The organism is Geodermatophilus sp. SMS 5-13 (assembly GCF_059428245.1).
The window spans coordinates 1,580,295-1,596,773 of the sequence record NZ_CP165729.1 but is presented as its reverse complement, the minus strand read 5'-3'; the positions used below and the strand labels follow the sequence as shown (position 1 = coordinate 1,596,773).

The following is a 16,479-nucleotide window of genomic DNA, read 5'->3' as shown; positions in this document are numbered from 1 at the left end:
CCGGTCCGGCGTGACAAGTGTCAAGCGGTCACGGGGAAGGTGCCGAGCTCGGCGACGTCATAGCCGTCCGGGTAGCTGCGGACCTGCGGCAGGTCGCGGGCGAACCGCGGCGCGGTGCGCGGCGGGAGGAACCGGACCGCCCGGCCGCGCGCCTTGAGCCCGCCGCGCACCAGCGCCCGGAAGGCCGGGGTCGGGTGCGGGAAGTCGAAGGCGTCGAGCAGCGGGTCGTCCATCAGCGCGTAGGACATCCGCCGCACCAGGGCCGGCGGCAGCGTGTCGTTCGGCGGGAAGGTGTTCAGCAGCTCCAGGGTCGCCTCGGCGACCCGGCGTCCGCCGTCGCTGTGCGCGAACCGCTCCCGCTCGTAGGCGTCGAGGTGCCGGGCGAACGCCTGCCAGGTCTCCGGGATGTCCCGGATGCCCATGTACCGGCCGAGCTCGCGGTAGTAGTTGGCCGACGCGATCCGCTCGGTCTCGCTCATCCGGCGCCAGCCGTACTCGTCCAGCCACCGGATCGGCGTGACGACGAAGGTGCACAGCACGTAGCGCAGGTCGTCCTGGCCGACGTGGTGGAAGCCGTGCATCTGGTTCATCCGGCGCAGCGCCGTCCGCCCGTCGCCCTCGGTCGGCCCGTGCTGGAGGATCGCCTCGAGGAGCAGGACGGTGTCGTCGTAGCGCTTCTGCACCCGGTCGACCAGCTCGCGGGTGCTCGCCAGCAGGCTGCCGATGCTCGGCACCGCGTAGGTCCGGAACAGCGCGAACGACAGCGCCTGGTTCATGTCCCAGGGGAACTCGTAGGCGCTGGTCAGCCAGTAGATCTCGCGGAAGTCCCGGGCCGGGTCGAGCTGCTCGATCCGGTCGCGGACGGCGAAGCGGCGGCCCATGTCGGGAGTGCGTCAGTCGGTGAGGTCGCGGATCACCGCGTCGGCCAGCAGCCGCCCGCGATCGGTCAGGACGGCGCGGCCCGCGGCGTGCTGCCCGGGCTCGAGCAGGCCGTCGGCGACCGCGGCCGCGGCCCGGGCACGGCCGGTGGCCGACAGCGCGGTCAGCGGCAGGCCGTCGCGCAGCCGCAGCCCGAGCATGATCGCCTCCAGCGCGCGGTCGGCGTCGCCGAGCAGCTCGCTGTCCTGCGCCGGGCTCTCGCCGCTGGCCAGCCGCTCGGCGTAGGCGGCCGGGTGCTTGACGTTCCACCAGCGCAGCCCCCCGACGTGGCTGTGCGCGCCCGGCCCGACGCCCCACCAGTTCGCGTTGGCCCAGTACAGCTCGTTGTGCCGGCAGCGGGCCGCCTCCGACATCGCCCAGTTGCTCACCTCGTACCACTCGAAGCCGGCCTTGCGCAGGGTCGCGTCGGCCTGCTCGTAGCGGTCGGCGAGGACGTCGTCGTCCGGCGTCGGCAGCTCGCCGCGGCGGATCCGCCGGGCCAGCCGGGTGCCCTCCTCGACGATGAGCGCGTAGGCGGAGACGTGGTCGACCGGCGCGGCGAGGACGGCGTCCAGGCTCGCCGTCCAGTCCGCCTCGGTCTCGCCGGGCGTGCCGTAGATGAGGTCGAGGTTGACGTGCTCGAAGCCGGCCGCCTGGGCCTCGCGCGCGGCCTCCACCGCCCGGCCGGGCGTGTGCCGCCGGTCCAGCACCGCGAGCACGTGCTCGGCCGCGGACTGCATGCCGAGGCTGACCCGGGTGAACCCGGCCGCGCGCAGCCGGCTCAGGTACTGCGGGTGGACCGTCTCGGGGTTGGCCTCGGTGGTCACCTCGACGTCGGCAGCGACGGGAAACAGCCGGTGGATCTCGGCGAGGACGGCGGCGAGGTCGTCCGCGGGCAGCAGCGTGGGCGTGCCGCCGCCGACGAAGACCGTCTCGACGGTCGGCAGGTCGGGGCCGAGGGTGGCCGCGGCCCGCCGCAGCTCGGCGATCGCCGTCCCCGCGTACTCGGTGCGGGTGGCGCCGGGGCCGAGCTCCTCGGAGGTGTAGGTGTTGAAGTCGCAGTAGCCGCAGCGGGTGGCGCAGAACGGGACGTGCACGTACAGCCCGAACGGTGTGGTGGCCAGGCCGTCGCGGGCGGCGTCCGGCAGCTCGAAGGTGTCCATCTGCTCCCAGTGTCCCCCGGGGCCGCCCTCGACCGGCAGGATCGGGGCTGTGAGCGACGACAAGGTGCTGCAGGTCGAGGTCGCGCGCGGGGTGGCGACGCTGACCCTCGACTCCCCCGCCAACCGCAACGCGCTGTCCCGGGCGATGCGCGCGCGGCTGCGCACGGCGCTGGCCGACGCGCTCGCCGACGACGCGGTGCGGGTGATCGTCCTGGACCACACCGGCCGGGTGTTCTGCTCGGGCATGGACCTGTCCGAGGCCGCCGGCGGGGGCGCCCAGCAGCAGGGTGTGCGGGAGTTCCCGGAGATCCTGCAGGCCCTCTGGTCCTCGCCGAAGCCGGTGCTGGCCGCCGTCCGCGGCCCGGCGCGCGCCGGCGGGGTCGGCCTGCTGGCCGCGTGCGACGTCGTCGTGGCCGCCGCCTCGGCGACGTTCGCGTTCAGCGAGGTCCGGCTGGGCATCGTGCCGGCGGTGATCTCGGCAGTGGTCCTGCCGCGGATGCAGCCGCACGTCGCCCACCGGCTGATGCTCACTGGCGAGGTCTTCGACGCGGCGACCGCTGCGACCGGCGGGCTGGTCGACCTGGTCGCCGCCGACGACGACGTGTCCGGTGTGGTGGCCGGCCAGGTGACCGCGCTGGCCGCGGGCGCCCCGGCCGCGCTGGCCGAGACCAAGCGGCTGCTGCGCGCCGGCACCCCGCCGCTGGCCTTCGACGACCTGCTGGAGCTCTCCGCCCGGTTCTTCGCGAGCGAAGAGGGGCAGGAGGGCATCGCGGCCTTCCGCGAGAAGCGCCCGGCCCGCTGGGTGCCGGCCGGCTGACCTGTCCCCGGCACGCTTGTGCTCTGCCCACGATCGTGGGCAGAGCACAAGCGTCCGGGAACCTCGAGGATCAGAGCACGTAGCTCGCGATCATGTGGCCCAGCTGACGGATGTCCGCGCTGCCCTTGAACTCGAGTCGGACCTTGCCCAGCCCGCTGAACCAGAGATCCAGCTCTGCGTCGAGGTCGAACGTGCCCGCCGTCTCGATCGAGAAGGCCTGCACCTTGTTGTACGGCAGCGATGTGAAGTCGCGCTTCTTGCCCGTCATGCCTTGGACGTTGACGGCGATCAGCCGCTTGTTCGTGAAGACCACGAAGTCCCTCACGCCCTTGAAGCAGGCGACGATGTCCTCGCCCGGGATGATCAGGGGTGCCACCGAGGGAGCGATGTCCTGGTTGCTTGCGGGGCTGAGCTTGAAGACGGAACCGTTGGAGAAGTCGATCACTGGGTCACTTTAGGCGAGGAAACAATCACGGACGGTTGCAAGGCCGTTGCGGACCCGCACCAGCCATGGGCGATGCAGAACGACGGCACTGGCCCGGGACAGGAGGACGTTGCACCCTGTGCGCATGAGCGAGCGGGCGGACGAGAACCGCTTCCGGCACCTGCCCGAGCAGGTGCGGCCCGGGGACATGGTGGAGACGGTGGACGTGTCGCGTCGACCCGAGCGGGACGAGGAGACCGAGGAGCGCGAGCGCTTCCTGCGCAGCGCCGGCGGCGTCTGACCGGCGCGAGGTCCCCCACTCGGTGCGGCCGATCCGGGGACGTTCGGCGTCCGGAACGACAGGGTCAGCGCAGCCGGCGGCTGGCATCCGGCAGCCGCTCGGTGACGCCTCGGGCGTCGAGCCACTCCGCCAGGGGGACGGCGACGCGGCGGCTGGTGCCCCACGCCTGGCGGGCCTGGCTGAGTGTGAACGGCTGCGGGAGCGCGGCCAGGCGGGCCCGCGCCTCGGCGTCCACCCCCGGCGCGAGGTAGACGCCGTCGGCGAGGCGCACCAGCTGCCCGCTCCGGACCGCCGCCGCCAGTTCCCGCGGGCCGAGCCCGGCGGCGGCGAGCTCGCCGGCCTCCGGGGCGGCGAACGGGTCGGCGGCCAGCCGGCCCCGGATCGCGTCGACGGCTCGCTGCACGGCGGGAGGCAGCCCGGCGTCGGCGGCCACCACCCGCCCGTCCCGGAGCGCCAGCGGCGGGCGGACGACGGCGGCCACCAGCTCGGCGTCGGGCAGCTCGAGCTGCCGGCGGACCACCTCGACCGGCGGCCCCGGCTCCAGCGGGTGCTGCCGTCGCCAGTCGGCCACCAGGGCGGGCAGCCGCGCGGCCAGCGCGTCCGGCAGCCCCCCGGCCAGCAGCCACGGACCGATCCGGACCGCGCCCGCCGGCTCGGGCCAGCCCATCGCGGCGAAGTCGGCGGCCCGGACCACGCGCCGCCGGTCGAGGTCCTCGGCGGCGCCCGCCGTCCCCGGCGCCCGCGCGGCCAGCTCGTCACCGCGCCGGCGGGCCGCGCCGCGGCGGCGCAGCTGCGGCGGGTCGACGTCGCGCACGTCGGCGCCGAGCACGCGGCGCGTGCCGGGGTCGCGCAGCAGCACCCGGTCGCCGATCCGCAGCGGCAGCGGTGCGGCCAGCCGCAGCCGCAGCGCCGTCCCGCCGAGCGGGCGCAGCCGGGCGGCCACCGTGGCCGAGCCGACGTGCAGCACCGGTTCGGCGGACAGCCGATCCGCTGGTGTCGCGTCCAGGGTCACGTCGACCAGCGCGGTGCGGCGGAACGCGCCCGGGGTGAGCAGCGCGTCCCCCCGGGAGAGCTCCTCGACCGCGACGCCGCGCAGGTTCAGCGCCACCCGGGCGGTCGCCGTGGCCCGCGGCACCGGCTCGCCCAGCGCGTGCACCCCGCGGACGGTGACCTCGCGGCCGGCCAGCTCCAGTCGGTCCCCTGGCGCCACGCTGCCCGCCGCGAGGGTGCCGGTGACGACGGTGCCCGCTCCGCGGATGGTGAACGCCCGGTCGATCCACAGCCGCACGGGCGCGGCCGGGTCCGGCGCCGGCAGCCGGGCGAGCAGGTCCTCCAGGGCGCCGGCCACTTCGGGCACGCCGGCACCGGTGGCCGCGCTGACCGCGACCCCGGGCACCTCCCCCATCGAGGTCTTCGCCAGCCGCTCGCGGGCGTCGGCCAGCACCGGCGCCGGATCGGCGAGTTCGGCCTTGGTGACGGCGAGCAGCGCGTGCCGCACGCCGAGCGCGTCGAGGACGGCGACGTGCTCGGCGGTCTGCGCGGACCAGCCGTCGTCGGCGGCGACCACGACCAGCGCCGCCGGCACCGACCCGACGCCGGCGAGCATGTTGCCCAGGAAGCGCTCGTGGCCCGGCACGTCGACGATCGCCAGCCGCCGACCCGAGGGCAGCGTCGTCCAGGCGAAGCCGAGGTCGATGGTCAGCCCGCGCCGGCGCTCCTCCTCCCACCGGTCGGGCTCCATGCCGGTGAGCGCCCGGACCAGCGTGGACTTGCCGTGGTCGACGTGGCCCGCGGTGGCGATCACGTCCACCGGCGGGCCACCTCCAGCACCGCGGCGGCCAGCGCGTCGTCGTCCGCCGGCGGCAGGCTGCGCAGGTCGAGCAGCGTGCGCCCGGCCTCGACGTAGCCGACCACCGGCGGCCGGCCCCGCCGGAGCGGTTCGGCGAACTCCGCCGGCAGCGAGACGCCGGCGCTCGGCAGCGGGTGCTCCGGCGCTCCTCCCCCGCCGACCCGCGCCTCGGTGTCCACCGCGCGGGCGTCGAGCCCGGCGGCGGCGAATCTTCCGGCCAGCGCGTGGGCGCGGGCGCGCAGGCCGTCGACGTCGGCGGCGAGCATCGCGCGCACCGGCGGCACCGGCCCGCGCAGCGTCGCCTCGAGCCCGGCGAGGGTGGTCTTGTCCACCCGCAGCGCCCGGTAGAGCGGGTGGCGGCGCAGCTGCCGGACCAGACCTGCTCGGCCGAGGATCAGCCCGGCCTGCGGTCCGCCGAGCAGCTTGTCGCCGCTGGCGAGCACCAGGTCCGCGCCGGCGGCCAGGGTGGACTGCAGGTCCGGCTCGTCCGGCAGCGCCGGATCGGGGGCGGGCAGCCCGGAGCCGACGTCGGCAACGAGCGGGACGCCGGTGCCGGCCAGCGCCGGGGCCAGCTCGGCCACCTCGACGGACCGCGTGAAGCCGCGGACGACGAAGTTCGACGGGTGCACCTTGAGGACGGCGCCGGTGTCGGGGCCGAGCGCGCCGGTGTAGTCGGCGAGCGTGACCCGGTTCGTCGTCCCTACCTCGCGGAGACGGGCACCGGTCGACGCGAGCAGCTCGGGGATGCGGAAGCCGTCGCCGATCTCGACCAGCTCGCCGCGGGCCAGCACGAGCTCGCGGCCCTGGCCGAGCGCGGTGGCCACGAGCGCGAGCGCGGCGGCGCAGTTGTTGACCACGAGCGCCGCCTCGGCCGCGGGGACGGCGGCCCGCAGCGCGGCGAGCGCGGCCTCCCCGCGCGGCCCGCGGCGGCCGGTGGCCAGGTCGAGCTCGACGTCGGTGGTGCCGCTGGCCGCGGTCATGGCCTCGACCGCGGCCGCCGACAGGGGCGCGCGGCCGAGGTTGGTGTGCACGAGGACGCCGGTGGCGTTCAGGACCAGCCGCAGGCTGCCCGCGGTCGCCGGCAGCGCGGCGAGGACGGCGACAACGGCGTCGCCGGCCGGCAGCTCGCCGTCCCGGATGCGCTGCTGCACCCCCTGGACGGCGCTCTTGACCAGCGCACGGCCGAGCCGGTCCCCGGCCGCGGCCAGCGCCGGGTCGGCGAGCAGCGCGTCGGTGCGGGGCACCTGCCGGCGCGGGTCCGTGATCATCAGACCCGCAGCGTAAGCGCCCCGCCGCTCAGCAGGCGTTCCCCGACGCCCCCGCGAAGGTCGGCCCGACGGTCGCCGGCCGCCGCGCCGTCCCGGCGTCCGTACCGGCCACCGACCAGTGCTGCCCGTCAACGGTGACCTCGGCCAGCTCGAAGGTGGTCTTGTACGGCGCGAAGGTCACGTGCTCGTTGACCGCGTAGAGCGCCTGCGGCGCGCACAGGAACAGCGCCAGCGCCTGGTCGTGCACGTAGGCGTCGATCCGCTCGGCCACCTCCACCAGCCGGGCGGGGTCGAGCTGCACCTTCATCTCGTCGTACAGCGCGTCGAACTCCGGCAGCGGCGGGCCGGCCCGGAAGGCGCCGTCCAGCCCGAAGAACTCGCGGTGCACCGCCGCCGGGGGCGCCTCGGAGGAGAGGTCGAACCAGGGGTGCAGCAGCACGTCCCAGGGCAGCTCGAGCTTCTTCTCCACCAGCGCCCGGGCCCCGGCCGGGAGCGCCTCGGCCGGCACCACCAGGACCTCGACCATCAGGTCCAGGGCCGAACGGATGCCCGCCGCGAGCAGGTACGCGATCCCCGCGAACGGCTCGGGCGTGGCCAGCCGGAGCGGCCGGCGGGCCGGCCAGCCGGCGCGCGCGAGAGCCTCCCGCGCCCGGACGGCGTCGAACCCGTAGGGCTCCGCCCCGGCCGGGAAGCCGCTGCACCAGGGCGGGGTCAGGGCCGGGATCACCGACGCGTAGCCGCCGAAGGCCTGCTCGACGAGGGCCTGGCGGTCGACGGCCAGGTTCAGCGCCCGCCGCACCTCGACGTCGTGCAGGGGGGCGTCGCTGCCGCGGTTGAGGATCCCGGTCAGCACCCGGTTGGCGTCGCAGACCACCAGCCGGGCGTGCGCGGACTCGAGCACCCGCTGCACGTCGGCCGGCGAGACCTCGGTGAGGATGTCGACCTCGCCCTCGGCCTCGCAGACCAGGCGCAGCGCCTCGTGCGGCGCGAGGTCGTTGCGGAACACCACGCGCTCGACGCGGGGGCCGCGGGCCTCGCGGTTCCAGTGGTCGAGGTTGGCCTCCAGCACGACCTGCGGGTCGCGCTGCTCGCTCTCGATGAGCCAGGCCGCCCGGAACGGATCGGCGTTCATGATCGCGGCGCGGGTGGTGATCGACGACGCACCCTGGACCAGGGTGAACGGGCCGGTGCCCCACGGGCCCGGCTCGTCGATCACCTACCAGTGCCCCTCGCCGGAGCCGAACTTCTTGTAGCCGAAGCCGGGCGCGTCCTTGCCGTGCCAGAACGCCGAGCTCGCGACGTGGAAGCCGCGGAGCTTGCCGACCGCGAGCCCGTCCGGCCCCGGGAGGTGGAGGCGGATCGTCGCGTCGTCGACCACCTCGGCGGTGGACTCCGGCGCGGGGAAGTTCAGCCAGGTGCCCGGCGGGTGCGGCGCCGCCCAGCGCTGCATCTCGTCGAAGTTCTGCTTGACGCTGTGCGCGGTCAGGTGCTCGCCGTCCTGGAACCGCACGCCGCGGCGCAGCCGCAGCTCGAGCGTGCGGTCGTCGAGCCACTCGGCCGACTCGGCCAGGGAGAAGACGGTCCGGCCCGCCTCGTCGATGCGGATCGGCTCCTCCATGGTGTTCCAGGTGATGAACAGCCAGTTGAGGGGCGAGGGGTCGACCACGCGGAGGGTGCCGACCGGGTCCGTGGGTGCGCTCATGTCTCGGCCTCCCAGGGGATGTGAGCCAGCTCACATCGCAAAGGAACGGTAGCGCACGACCGGCTGGGCGCCGGGAGTCTTTGGCGGAGGCGGACGGGAATCGAACCCGCCTGACCGAGCTGCTCGGTCACGTCGGCTTTAGAGGCCGCGGGGGCCACCAGGCACCCTGACGCCTCCGCCGCGCAGCCTACGTCCCGGAATTGTCAGAGGGCGCGGCCACCATCCCGGCATGGCCCGCACCGAGCACCGCCCCGCCGCGACGCTGTCCCCGGTCACGCTCACGCCCGAGGAGGCGGCGGCCATCGCCGTCGCGCTCGCCGCCCAGCCCGACGGCCCCTACGCCGAGGCCGGCCGGGGCGCGCTGGAGAAGGTGCTCGGCGTCCTCGAGCCCGACGCCGGCAAGCGCGCGCAGCTGCTCGCCACCAGCCTCTGGGTGAGCGCCGAAGCCGGCCGCTCGGCGGAGCTGCGCACGGTCGTCGAGCAGGCGGTCGAGCGCCGGCGTGTGCTGGTCCTCCGCTACCGCGACGGCAAGGGGCAGCTGAGCCGGCGCGAGGTGGAGCCGCACCTGCTGGCCCGCAGCCACGACCACTGGTTCCTCGTCGGCTGGTGTCGGGAGCGCCAGGCGCCGCGCTGGTTCCGGGCCGACCGCATCGACAGCGCCGAGCTCACCACGGAGACCGCGCCGCGGCGCGACCCGGCCCTGTTCGGCGCCCCGTCCGAGACGCACCCGGCCGGGCGGGCGCTCGGTCGCCGTCCCGACCCGGCGGACCCGCGCCGCGGGCTGGTGGTGCTGCCCGGCGGAAGGGCCTGAGTCGCGCCCACGCCCTAGATTCGCGGGCATGACCAGCGCTCCCGCCACGGTGCGGCTCACCCAGTACGCGCACGGCGGCGGCTGCGCCTGCAAGATCCCGCCGGGCGAGCTGGAGTCGGTGGTCGCCGGGCTGACCGCCACCGGGCCGGCCGACCCCGCCGCCGAGCTCGTGGTGGGTCTCGACGACGGCGACGACGCCGCGGTCGTGCGGATCGGCGGTGGGCAAGGCATCGTCCTGACCACGGACTTCTTCACGCCGGTCGTCGACGACGCGTACACGTTCGGCCGGATCGCCGCGGCCAACGCGCTCTCGGACGTCTACGCGATGGGCGGCACGCCGGTCGTCGCGGTGAACCTGCTCGGCTGGCCGCGCGACGTGCTGCCGGCGGAGCTCGCCGCCGAGGTGCTGCGCGGCGGACTGGAGATCGCCCAGGAGGCCGGCTGCCACGTCGGCGGCGGGCACTCGATCGACGACCCCGAGCCCAAGTACGGGATGGCCGTCACCGGGGTCGTGGACGTCGACCGGATCATCCGCAACGACGCCGCGGTCGCCGGGACGCCGCTGACGCTCACCAAGCCGCTCGGGGTCGGCGTCCTCAACAGCCGGCTGAAGCAGACCGGCGAGGTCTCCGAGGAGGCGATCGCCTCGATGACCGCCCTCAACCGCGACGCCGGCCGGGCCGCGGTCGCCGCGGGCATCCGAGCCGGCACCGACGTCACCGGCTTCGGCCTGCTCGGCCACCTCTACAAGATGGCGCGAGCCAGCGGGGTCACCGCGGTGGTCGACGCCGCCGCCGTTCCCTACCTCGCGGGCGCGCGTCAGGCGCTGGCCGGCGGGTTCGTCTCCGGCGGCACCCGGCGCAACCTCGACTGGGTGCGGCCGCACGCCGACCTGTCCGCGGTCGACGAGGGCGAGGCGCTGCTGCTGGCCGACGCGCAGACCTCCGGCGGGCTGCTGCTCGGCGGCGAGCTCCCGGGCGCCCCGGTGATCGGCGAGTTGGTCCCCCGCGGCGAATACGTCGTCGTCGTCCGGTAGGGACTTTTTCGGGCTCAAGGCCCACGTCGCCGCCTCGACGCGGCTTCGTTACGTTGCCTGCATGCTCGCTGCCTTCGTCTCGAAGCCCGCCCCGAAGGACCCGCTCTCCGTCCTGGAGGTCGGCGAACGCCCCGAGCCCGAGGCGCCGGAGGGCTGGACGACGGTGCAGGTCAAGGCGGTGTCGCTGAACCACCACGACCTGTTCAGCCTGCGCGGCGTCGGCCTGCCCGAGGAACGGATGCCGATGATCCTCGGCACCGACGCGGCCGGCCTGGACGCCGACGGCAACGAGGTCGTCGTCCACGGCGTGGTGGCCAGCCCCGGCTGGACCGGCGACGAGACCCTCGACCCCAAGCGCTCGCTGTTCAGCGAGCTGCACCAGGGCACGATGGCCGAGCAGGTCGCCGTCCCCCGGCGGAACCTGCTGCCCAAGCCGGCCGAGCTGTCCTTCGCCGAGGCGGCCTGCCTGCCGACGGCGTGGCTGACCGCCTACCGGATGCTGTTCGTCAAGTCCGGCCTGCGGCCCGGGCAGACCGTGCTCGTGCAGGGGGCCAGCGGCGGCGTCGCGACCGCGCTGATCGTGCTCGGCCGCGCCGCCGGCTACCGGATGTGGGTGACCGGCCGCAGCGAGGAGAAGCGGCAGGCCGCGCTGGCGCTGGGCGCCGACCAGGCCTTCGAGTCCGGCGCCCGGCTGCCCGAGCGGGTGGACGGCGTCATGGAGACCGTCGGCGAGGCGACCTGGTCGCACAGCGTCAAGTCGCTCAAGCCGGGCGGCGTCCTCGTGACCTCCGGCGCGACCACCGGCTTCAACCCCGGCGCGGAGCTGAACCGGGTCTTCTTCACCCAGCTGTCGGTGATCGGCTCGACGATGGGCACCCGCGAGGAGCTCGAGGACCTGATCGAGATGTGCCGGACCACCGGCATCCGGCCGCAGATCGACGTCGAGCTCCCGCTGACCGAGGCCCGCGACGGGTTCGAGCGGATGCTCGAGGGCCGCACCGCCGGCAAGATCGTCTTCAGCCTCTGAGCGCTCCCGCCTCCTCCCGCCAGGGTGGCACCTCGCCGCGCGCCGCGAGCATGGAGTCGTAGCCGGGCTGGCGGAGGATGTCGTGCAGCTGCCGCCGGCGCACGCCCCGGTTCCCGCCGTCGTAGAGCGGGAAGACCATCGCGTCCCGCATGAGGCGCTCCAGCGGCGTCTTGTCCCGCGTGTAGCTGACGACACCGGTCACCTGCATGCAGTCGTAGATCGCGCTGACCGCCGTCTCCGAGCAGAACACCTTGGTCATGATCGCCAGCTCCTCCGCACGTCCCCCGGTGCGGTCGAAGTCGTGGCAGGCCTTCCACGTGAGGTACCGGCACGCCTCGATGCGCATCTTGACGTCGGCGAGCATGAAGCCGACGTTCTGGTGCTCGATGACCGGAACGGTGCCCAGCCGCTTCTCCGTGCGCGCGAAGTCCAGCGCGTACTCGAACGCGGCCCGCATCGTGCCGACGCAGGCGGCACCGATCAGCGCGGCGGTCCAGCTGAACGCCCCGGAGACGATCTCCCGGCCGCGCCGCCCCGGCTCCCCGATGAGGTTGTCCAGCGGAACCCGCACCTCGGTGAAGTCGACCCGGGGGGTCACCACGCCCCGGTGCCCGACCTTGTCGTAGACGTCGACCACGGTGATCCCGGGCAGCCCACCGGGCACCGCGATGACCGCCAACGACTCGTCGGCGCCCTGCGCCGGGTCGGTCCGGCACACCACCGTGTAGAGGGCACAACCGGTGCGGTCCCAGCCGGTGCCGTTGGTCGTGTAGTGCTTCTGGCCGGTGATGACCCACTCGTCACCCTCGCGGCGGGCCACGGTCTGGATCCCGCCGTCCGGGTCCGGCGAGTCGAAGTTGGCCCCGCCGCCGACATCGGTGAAGGCGTAGGCGGCCAGCAGGTCGCCCTGGTCGTCGAGCGAGAACGGCCGGAGCAGCCGCTCCTTCTGCTCGTCGGTGCCGTACTGGATGACCGGCTGCAGGCCCAGCCCGGTGGCCAGCAGCGTCGTCGGCACGTTCACGTCGACCCGCGTGAGCTCCTCGGCGGCGATCGCGAAGTCGAGCATCGAGAACCCGCCGCCGCCGTACTCGGTGGGGACGAACGACTTGGTGAACCCGGCCTTCGCCATCTCCCGATAGGCCTCCCGGCCGGCGAGGAACGCCTCCCACGCGTCCGCGGCGCGGTCGATGCGCTCGCCGACGGGGCGCAGGACCGCCTCGGCGAAGTCGTGCGCGTTCTGCCGGAGCTCGCGCTGGCTGTCGGTCGGCGTGAAATCGATGGCCATGTCGTCCATTCCTCCCGCTGCTGGGTGGACCGAACGATGTCACCGCGGGGGCGCTGCCGACAGAGGCCGCCGGCGTCGGGGAGACTGGCTCGCCATGGATCCGGTGAGTCGAGTGGTGGCGGCGCTGCGGACCGCGGGGATCGCGGCGGAGGTCCGCCGCTTCGACACCCCGGTGCCGACGGCGGCCGCGGCGGCCGCGGTGCTCGGTGTCGAGATCGGCGCGATCGCCAACAGCCTGGTGTTCGACGCCGACGGCGAACCGCTGCTCGTCCTGGCCAGCGGCGCGCACCGGGTGGACACCGCCAAGGTCGCCGCGCTGATCGGCGCCGCACGGGTGCGGCGGGCGACGCCGGAGTTCGTCCTCGCCGCCACCGGCCAGGAGGTCGGCGGGGTCGCCCCCGTCGGCCACCCGGCGCCGCTGCGCGCGGTGGTGGACGTCGACCTCGCCGCGTACGCGCTGCTGTGGGCCGGCGGCGGCGACCACCACACGATGGTCTCCCTGACCTACGCCGACCTGCTCGCGGCGACCGGCGGCGAGGAGGCCGCCGTCTCCTAGCTGACCAGCGCGGCGCTCGGGATGATCAGCCCGCGCGGCTCGAACTCCTCGACGACGGGCTCGCCGGGCTGTGGTTGGCCGGCCGAGAGCTCGGCGATCACCGGCTGGACGAATTCAGCGTCGTAGCGGCCGTACTGCTCCTTGGACTCCCAGAGCTCGATGATCTGGAAGCCGCGGGGCGTGGCCCGGCCGAGGTGCAGCAGCAGTCCCTCCACCGGCCCCGTGACCCGCCGGCCGATCTCGGCGTGGATCGCGTCGTACGCCTCGATCGGCGCCGGCACGTCCATGACGAACCCGTAGGTCATGGCGACCTCCACTCAGACTGCGGCCCCGGTCCGGCGTGCCGCCGGGCCGGGGCTGAAGGTAGTCCGCTCTCCCCCCGTTCAGGACAGTGCGGAAGGACCTTCGATCAGATCGTGCGCGTCCACCGCCCGATGTGCAGCACGCCGTCCGGGTCGTAGGTCCGGACGACGTCGGCCAGCCGGCGCAGCGTCGCCTCGTCGTAGGCCCGCCGAGCGGAGTGCTCGTCGTGCACCGGGCCGAAGTTCGGCCACACCCGGCCGTTGTCCCACGGCGCGAGCGCGGCGAACACAGCCTCGGCGTCGACCATCGCCCGGGCGGCCATGTCCGGCTCCGCCGCCAGCCCCACGGCGAGGACGCTGAAGCGCGCGCCCCGGTGGCAGAAGGCGTCCGGGTGCTCCGGCGCACGGGCGTAGGCACCGCCCAGGGCCCGCACCTCGAGCAGGATCAGAGTCGATCCCGAGTCGCGGCCGGCCGTCTCGAGCAGCCGCTCGGCGGCCTCGGCCGGGAACTGCGACAGCAGGATCGCCGGGTCGATCGCCGGCGTCGGGTCGACCGGGTCGGTGTGCACCGAGTCGACCGCGGCGTAGGGCTTGAGCGAGCAGTCGTCGAGGATCGCCGGGGCGACGGCACGGATCCGGTCGAGGTGCCGCTCCCCCTCCACGGCGTCGCCGGTCCACAGGAACCGGATGGACAGCGTCATCCTGCCGGCCAGCATCGGGGGAACACCCGGCATCGGCGGCAGCTGGAACAGGCCGAAGGACGTCGTCCCCGCCTCGGGCAGCTCGTCCGCCCAGGTCCGCCAGGCCTCGATGACCCGCGGCGCGTCCTCGGCGTCGAACCACAGCGAGCCGCCGTAGAACGTCGGCTGGTGCACGAGGTCGAACTCGACGGCGGTGACGATGCCCGCGGTCCCCTTGCCACCGCGCAGCGCCCAGAACAGGTCGGGGTGCTCGGTCGGCGTCGCCCGGCGCACCACGCCGTCACCGGTGACGACGTCGAACGCGCGCACCTTGTTCGCCGCGATGCCGTGGGTGCGGGCCATCGGGCCGACGCCGCCGCCGGTGGTGTAGCCGACGACGCCGACGTCGGTGACCGAGCCGGAGAGCGGGGCCAGCCCGTAGGGAGCCGCCTCCTCGACCACGCGCAGCCACTTCACGCCGGCGCCCACGCGGGCCCAGCCCTCGGGGTGCACGGTGACCTCGTCGAGGCCCTTGGTGCTGATCAGCAGCTGCCCGGCGATGCCGGGGACCGCGCCGTGGCCGGTCGCCTGCACGCCGGCGGTGAGGCCGAAGGCACCGGCGAAGCGCACCGCGGCGGCGACGTCCTCGGCGCTGCGCGCGTCCACGACGGCGGTCGGGGTCAGCGGCACCGCGAGGTTCCACGGCGTGACGTGCGCGGCGTACTCGGGGGCCTCGGGCGTGTGCACGGAGCCGGTGATGACGGCGTCCAGGACGTCGAAGGGGGCGTCGATCGTGACGTCGTCGACAACGGTGTCGAGGGTGAAGCTCACGGTTTCCTCCTGCTTCCGGTTGACGTCCGGTCGACGTCTGCGGAAACCGTGGACCCGTGGCCTTGCCGGGCTCTTGCGCGCCTCTTGACGGGCGAGCCCGCCGCTCTTGAGGGCAGGCCTCAGGAAGCGGCGTGCGGGGCGACGAACAGGTCCCGCGGGTCCACGCCGCGCCGGATGGCGGACAGGCGGGCGTGCACCCCGGGCGGGAACACCTTGCGGGTGTCGATCCGGTCGTCGTGCATCGGCAGGTACTTGCGCCCGGTGGCCCAGGGCTCGAGCGCGTCCAGGAACGCGGCGGCCGCGGCGCGCTGGGCCGGCCAGTCCGCGGGGCCGCCCTCGAACCCGACGCCGAGCGCGAGGAAGGCGCCGTCGAGGTAGGACAGCGCGCCGCCGGCCGGGTCCGGGCGGCCGAGCGCGCCGCCCAGCTGGCGCAGCTCGGCGACCGCGAGCTGGGTGCCCGACCCCGGGCCCACCGTGTCGAGGACCGCGGCGATCGCCCCGTCCGGCAGCCCGCCGACGAGGGTGCTGCTCGCGTAGGCCGAGGTCGGCCCCTCCGGCTCCAGGTGCAGCCGGACCAGCGACGCGGCCGGCACGCGGGCCACGGTGTCGAACTCGGGCGCCAGCGCGCGCAGCGGCGCCAGCAGCTCCGCGGCGGACGCGTCCTCGCCCAGGACGGCGCCGTCGACCATGGCCAGCCGGCGGCCCTGCAGCTCGCGCGGGATGGGGTCGATCGCCGGGACCTGGAGCAGTCGGAAGGAAGTGGTGGCCTCCTCGGGGGCGCCGGCGCACCAGTCGACCCAGGCCGGCAGCACCCGCTCCACCTCGGCCAGGTCCCAGGCCAGGTAGCCCGCGACGACGGTGTCCAGCGGGACGAGCTCGAACTCCAGCGCTGTCACCACGCCGAGCGGCGCGGCGCCGCCGCGCAGCGCCCAGAACAGGTCCGCGTCGGCGTCGGCGGTGGCCCGCACGAACGTGCCGTCGGCCAGCACCAGCTCGACCGCCGTCACGGTGTTGCACTGCAGGCCGAACCGGCGCGCGTACCAGCCGATCCCGCCGCCCAGCGTGTAGCCGGCGACCCCGACGTCCGGGGACGACGGGTGCAGCCCGGCCAGCCGGTGCCGGCCGGCGGCCTCGGCCAGATCGCCCCACAGGACGCCCGCGCCGGCGCGCACCGTCCGCCGCTCGGGATCGATCGACAGCTCGGTCATCGCCGAGGTGCGCAGGAGCACCGCCTCGGTCAGCCGGCCCTGCAGCGGCGGCGCGCCGTGCCCTGTGCCCTGGACGGCGACGGCGAGGTCGGCGGACGCGGCCGCCCGCAGGACGTCGGCGACCTCGTCGGGGAACGCCGGGTAGGTGACGGCGGCCGGGAAGTCCGACATCTGCAGGTTCCACGGCGAGCGCGCCAGGTCGTAGGACGCGTCGCCGGGCAGGTGCACCGAGCCCCCGCACAGGCCGCGCAGGACCTCCGCCCGGGCCGGGGCGGGGATCTGGACCTGCTGCTCGGTCACG

General features: G+C 75.0%; 17 protein-coding genes and 1 tRNA gene. 6 read left to right on the top strand and 12 right to left on the bottom strand.

Annotated features, from left to right (window positions below):
* Positions 1–20: 20 nt before the first annotated feature.
* Both AB3388_RS07850 and hemW read right to left on the bottom strand, forming a co-directional pair.
* Positions 21–881 (bottom strand): oxygenase MpaB family protein, encoded by an 861-nt coding sequence (locus AB3388_RS07850; protein ID WP_495410201.1) that lies wholly within the window; start codon positions 879–881, stop codon positions 21–23.
* Between the two features lie 12 nt (positions 882–893).
* On the bottom strand, positions 894–2,081 hold the full coding sequence (gene hemW / locus AB3388_RS07845) for a radical SAM family heme chaperone HemW (protein ID WP_495410200.1): 1,188 nt from the start codon (positions 2,079–2,081) through the stop codon (positions 894–896).
* A 49-nt stretch (positions 2,082–2,130) separates the two neighbouring features.
* On the opposite strand from hemW, the gene AB3388_RS07840 reads away from it, so the two are divergent.
* Positions 2,131–2,898, top strand: coding sequence for an enoyl-CoA hydratase-related protein (locus tag AB3388_RS07840; RefSeq protein ID WP_495410199.1), 768 nt, complete (start codon positions 2,131–2,133; stop codon positions 2,896–2,898).
* 70 nt (positions 2,899–2,968) lie between these two features.
* Here the strand turns inward: AB3388_RS07840 and AB3388_RS07835 are convergent, their stop codons facing one another.
* Positions 2,969–3,343, bottom strand: a complete 375-nt coding sequence (locus AB3388_RS07835; RefSeq protein ID WP_495410198.1) for a PH domain-containing protein — start codon at positions 3,341–3,343, stop codon at positions 2,969–2,971.
* Between the two features lie 124 nt (positions 3,344–3,467).
* Between AB3388_RS07835 and AB3388_RS07830 the strand changes: the two genes are divergently transcribed.
* The gene (locus AB3388_RS07830) at positions 3,468–3,623 is read left to right on the top strand and encodes a hypothetical protein (RefSeq protein ID WP_495410197.1); all 156 of its coding nucleotides are present in this window, start codon (positions 3,468–3,470) and stop codon (positions 3,621–3,623) included.
* Between the two features lie 64 nt (positions 3,624–3,687).
* Here AB3388_RS07830 and selB read toward each other — a convergent pair whose 3' ends face one another.
* The 5 genes from selB to AB3388_RS07805 form a co-directional block, all read right to left on the bottom strand.
* Entirely contained in the window at positions 3,688–5,433 is a 1,746-nt protein-coding gene (selB, locus tag AB3388_RS07825; RefSeq protein WP_495410196.1) for a selenocysteine-specific translation elongation factor, read from the bottom strand.
* Positions 5,424–6,740: an L-seryl-tRNA(Sec) selenium transferase gene (gene selA / locus AB3388_RS07820; RefSeq protein ID WP_495410195.1), complete on the bottom strand. Its 1,317-nt coding sequence runs from the start codon at positions 6,738–6,740 to the stop codon at positions 5,424–5,426. The genes selB and selA overlap by 10 nt, the downstream gene beginning before the upstream one ends.
* A 28-nt stretch (positions 6,741–6,768) precedes the next feature.
* Positions 6,769–7,956: an ABC transporter substrate-binding protein gene (locus AB3388_RS07815; RefSeq protein WP_495410194.1), complete on the bottom strand. Its 1,188-nt coding sequence runs from the start codon at positions 7,954–7,956 to the stop codon at positions 6,769–6,771.
* The gene (locus tag AB3388_RS07810) at positions 7,957–8,442 is read right to left on the bottom strand and encodes an ABC transporter substrate-binding protein (RefSeq protein WP_495410193.1); all 486 of its coding nucleotides are present in this window, start codon (positions 8,440–8,442) and stop codon (positions 7,957–7,959) included. It lies immediately after the preceding gene.
* Positions 8,443–8,523: 81 nt separating this feature from the next.
* Positions 8,524–8,619, bottom strand: a tRNA-OTHER gene (locus AB3388_RS07805).
* 52 nt (positions 8,620–8,671) lie between these two features.
* Here AB3388_RS07805 and AB3388_RS07800 point away from each other — a divergent pair.
* The 3 genes from AB3388_RS07800 to AB3388_RS07790 all read left to right on the top strand — a co-directional run bounded on the left by AB3388_RS07800 (position 8,672) and on the right by AB3388_RS07790 (position 11,316).
* Complete coding sequence (locus tag AB3388_RS07800; RefSeq protein WP_495410192.1) at positions 8,672–9,253, top strand: helix-turn-helix transcriptional regulator; 582 nt, start codon at positions 8,672–8,674, stop codon at positions 9,251–9,253.
* Between the two features lie 28 nt (positions 9,254–9,281).
* On the top strand, positions 9,282–10,289 hold the full coding sequence (selD, locus tag AB3388_RS07795) for a selenide, water dikinase SelD (protein WP_495410191.1): 1,008 nt from the start codon (positions 9,282–9,284) through the stop codon (positions 10,287–10,289).
* A gap of 61 nt (positions 10,290–10,350) precedes the next feature.
* Positions 10,351–11,316 carry a zinc-binding dehydrogenase gene (locus AB3388_RS07790; RefSeq protein ID WP_495410190.1) on the top strand — a complete coding sequence of 322 codons (966 nt, stop codon included), beginning with the start codon at positions 10,351–10,353 and terminating at the stop codon, positions 11,314–11,316.
* Here AB3388_RS07790 and AB3388_RS07785 read toward each other — a convergent pair.
* A complete protein-coding gene (locus AB3388_RS07785) occupies positions 11,306–12,601 on the bottom strand; it encodes an acyl-CoA dehydrogenase family protein (protein WP_495410189.1) in 1,296 nt (431 codons plus the stop codon). The two genes, AB3388_RS07790 and AB3388_RS07785, sit on opposite strands and share 11 nt — an antisense overlap.
* A gap of 94 nt (positions 12,602–12,695) precedes the next feature.
* On the opposite strand from AB3388_RS07785, the gene AB3388_RS07780 reads away from it, so the two are divergent.
* The gene (locus AB3388_RS07780; RefSeq protein WP_495410188.1) at positions 12,696–13,157 is read left to right on the top strand and encodes a YbaK/EbsC family protein; all 462 of its coding nucleotides are present in this window, start codon (positions 12,696–12,698) and stop codon (positions 13,155–13,157) included.
* Here AB3388_RS07780 and AB3388_RS07775 read toward each other — a convergent pair.
* The 3 genes from AB3388_RS07775 to AB3388_RS07765 form a co-directional block, all read right to left on the bottom strand.
* On the bottom strand, positions 13,154–13,462 hold the full coding sequence (locus AB3388_RS07775; RefSeq protein ID WP_495410187.1) for a hypothetical protein: 309 nt from the start codon (positions 13,460–13,462) through the stop codon (positions 13,154–13,156). The two genes, AB3388_RS07780 and AB3388_RS07775, sit on opposite strands and share 4 nt — an antisense overlap.
* Before the next feature lie 104 nt (positions 13,463–13,566).
* Positions 13,567–14,970: an FAD-binding oxidoreductase gene (locus tag AB3388_RS07770; RefSeq protein WP_495410186.1), complete on the bottom strand. Its 1,404-nt coding sequence runs from the start codon at positions 14,968–14,970 to the stop codon at positions 13,567–13,569.
* A 119-nt stretch (positions 14,971–15,089) separates the two neighbouring features.
* The gene (locus AB3388_RS07765) at positions 15,090–16,478 is read right to left on the bottom strand and encodes an FAD-binding oxidoreductase (protein ID WP_495410185.1); all 1,389 of its coding nucleotides are present in this window, start codon (positions 16,476–16,478) and stop codon (positions 15,090–15,092) included.
* Between the last annotated feature and the right edge of the window lies 1 nt (position 16,479).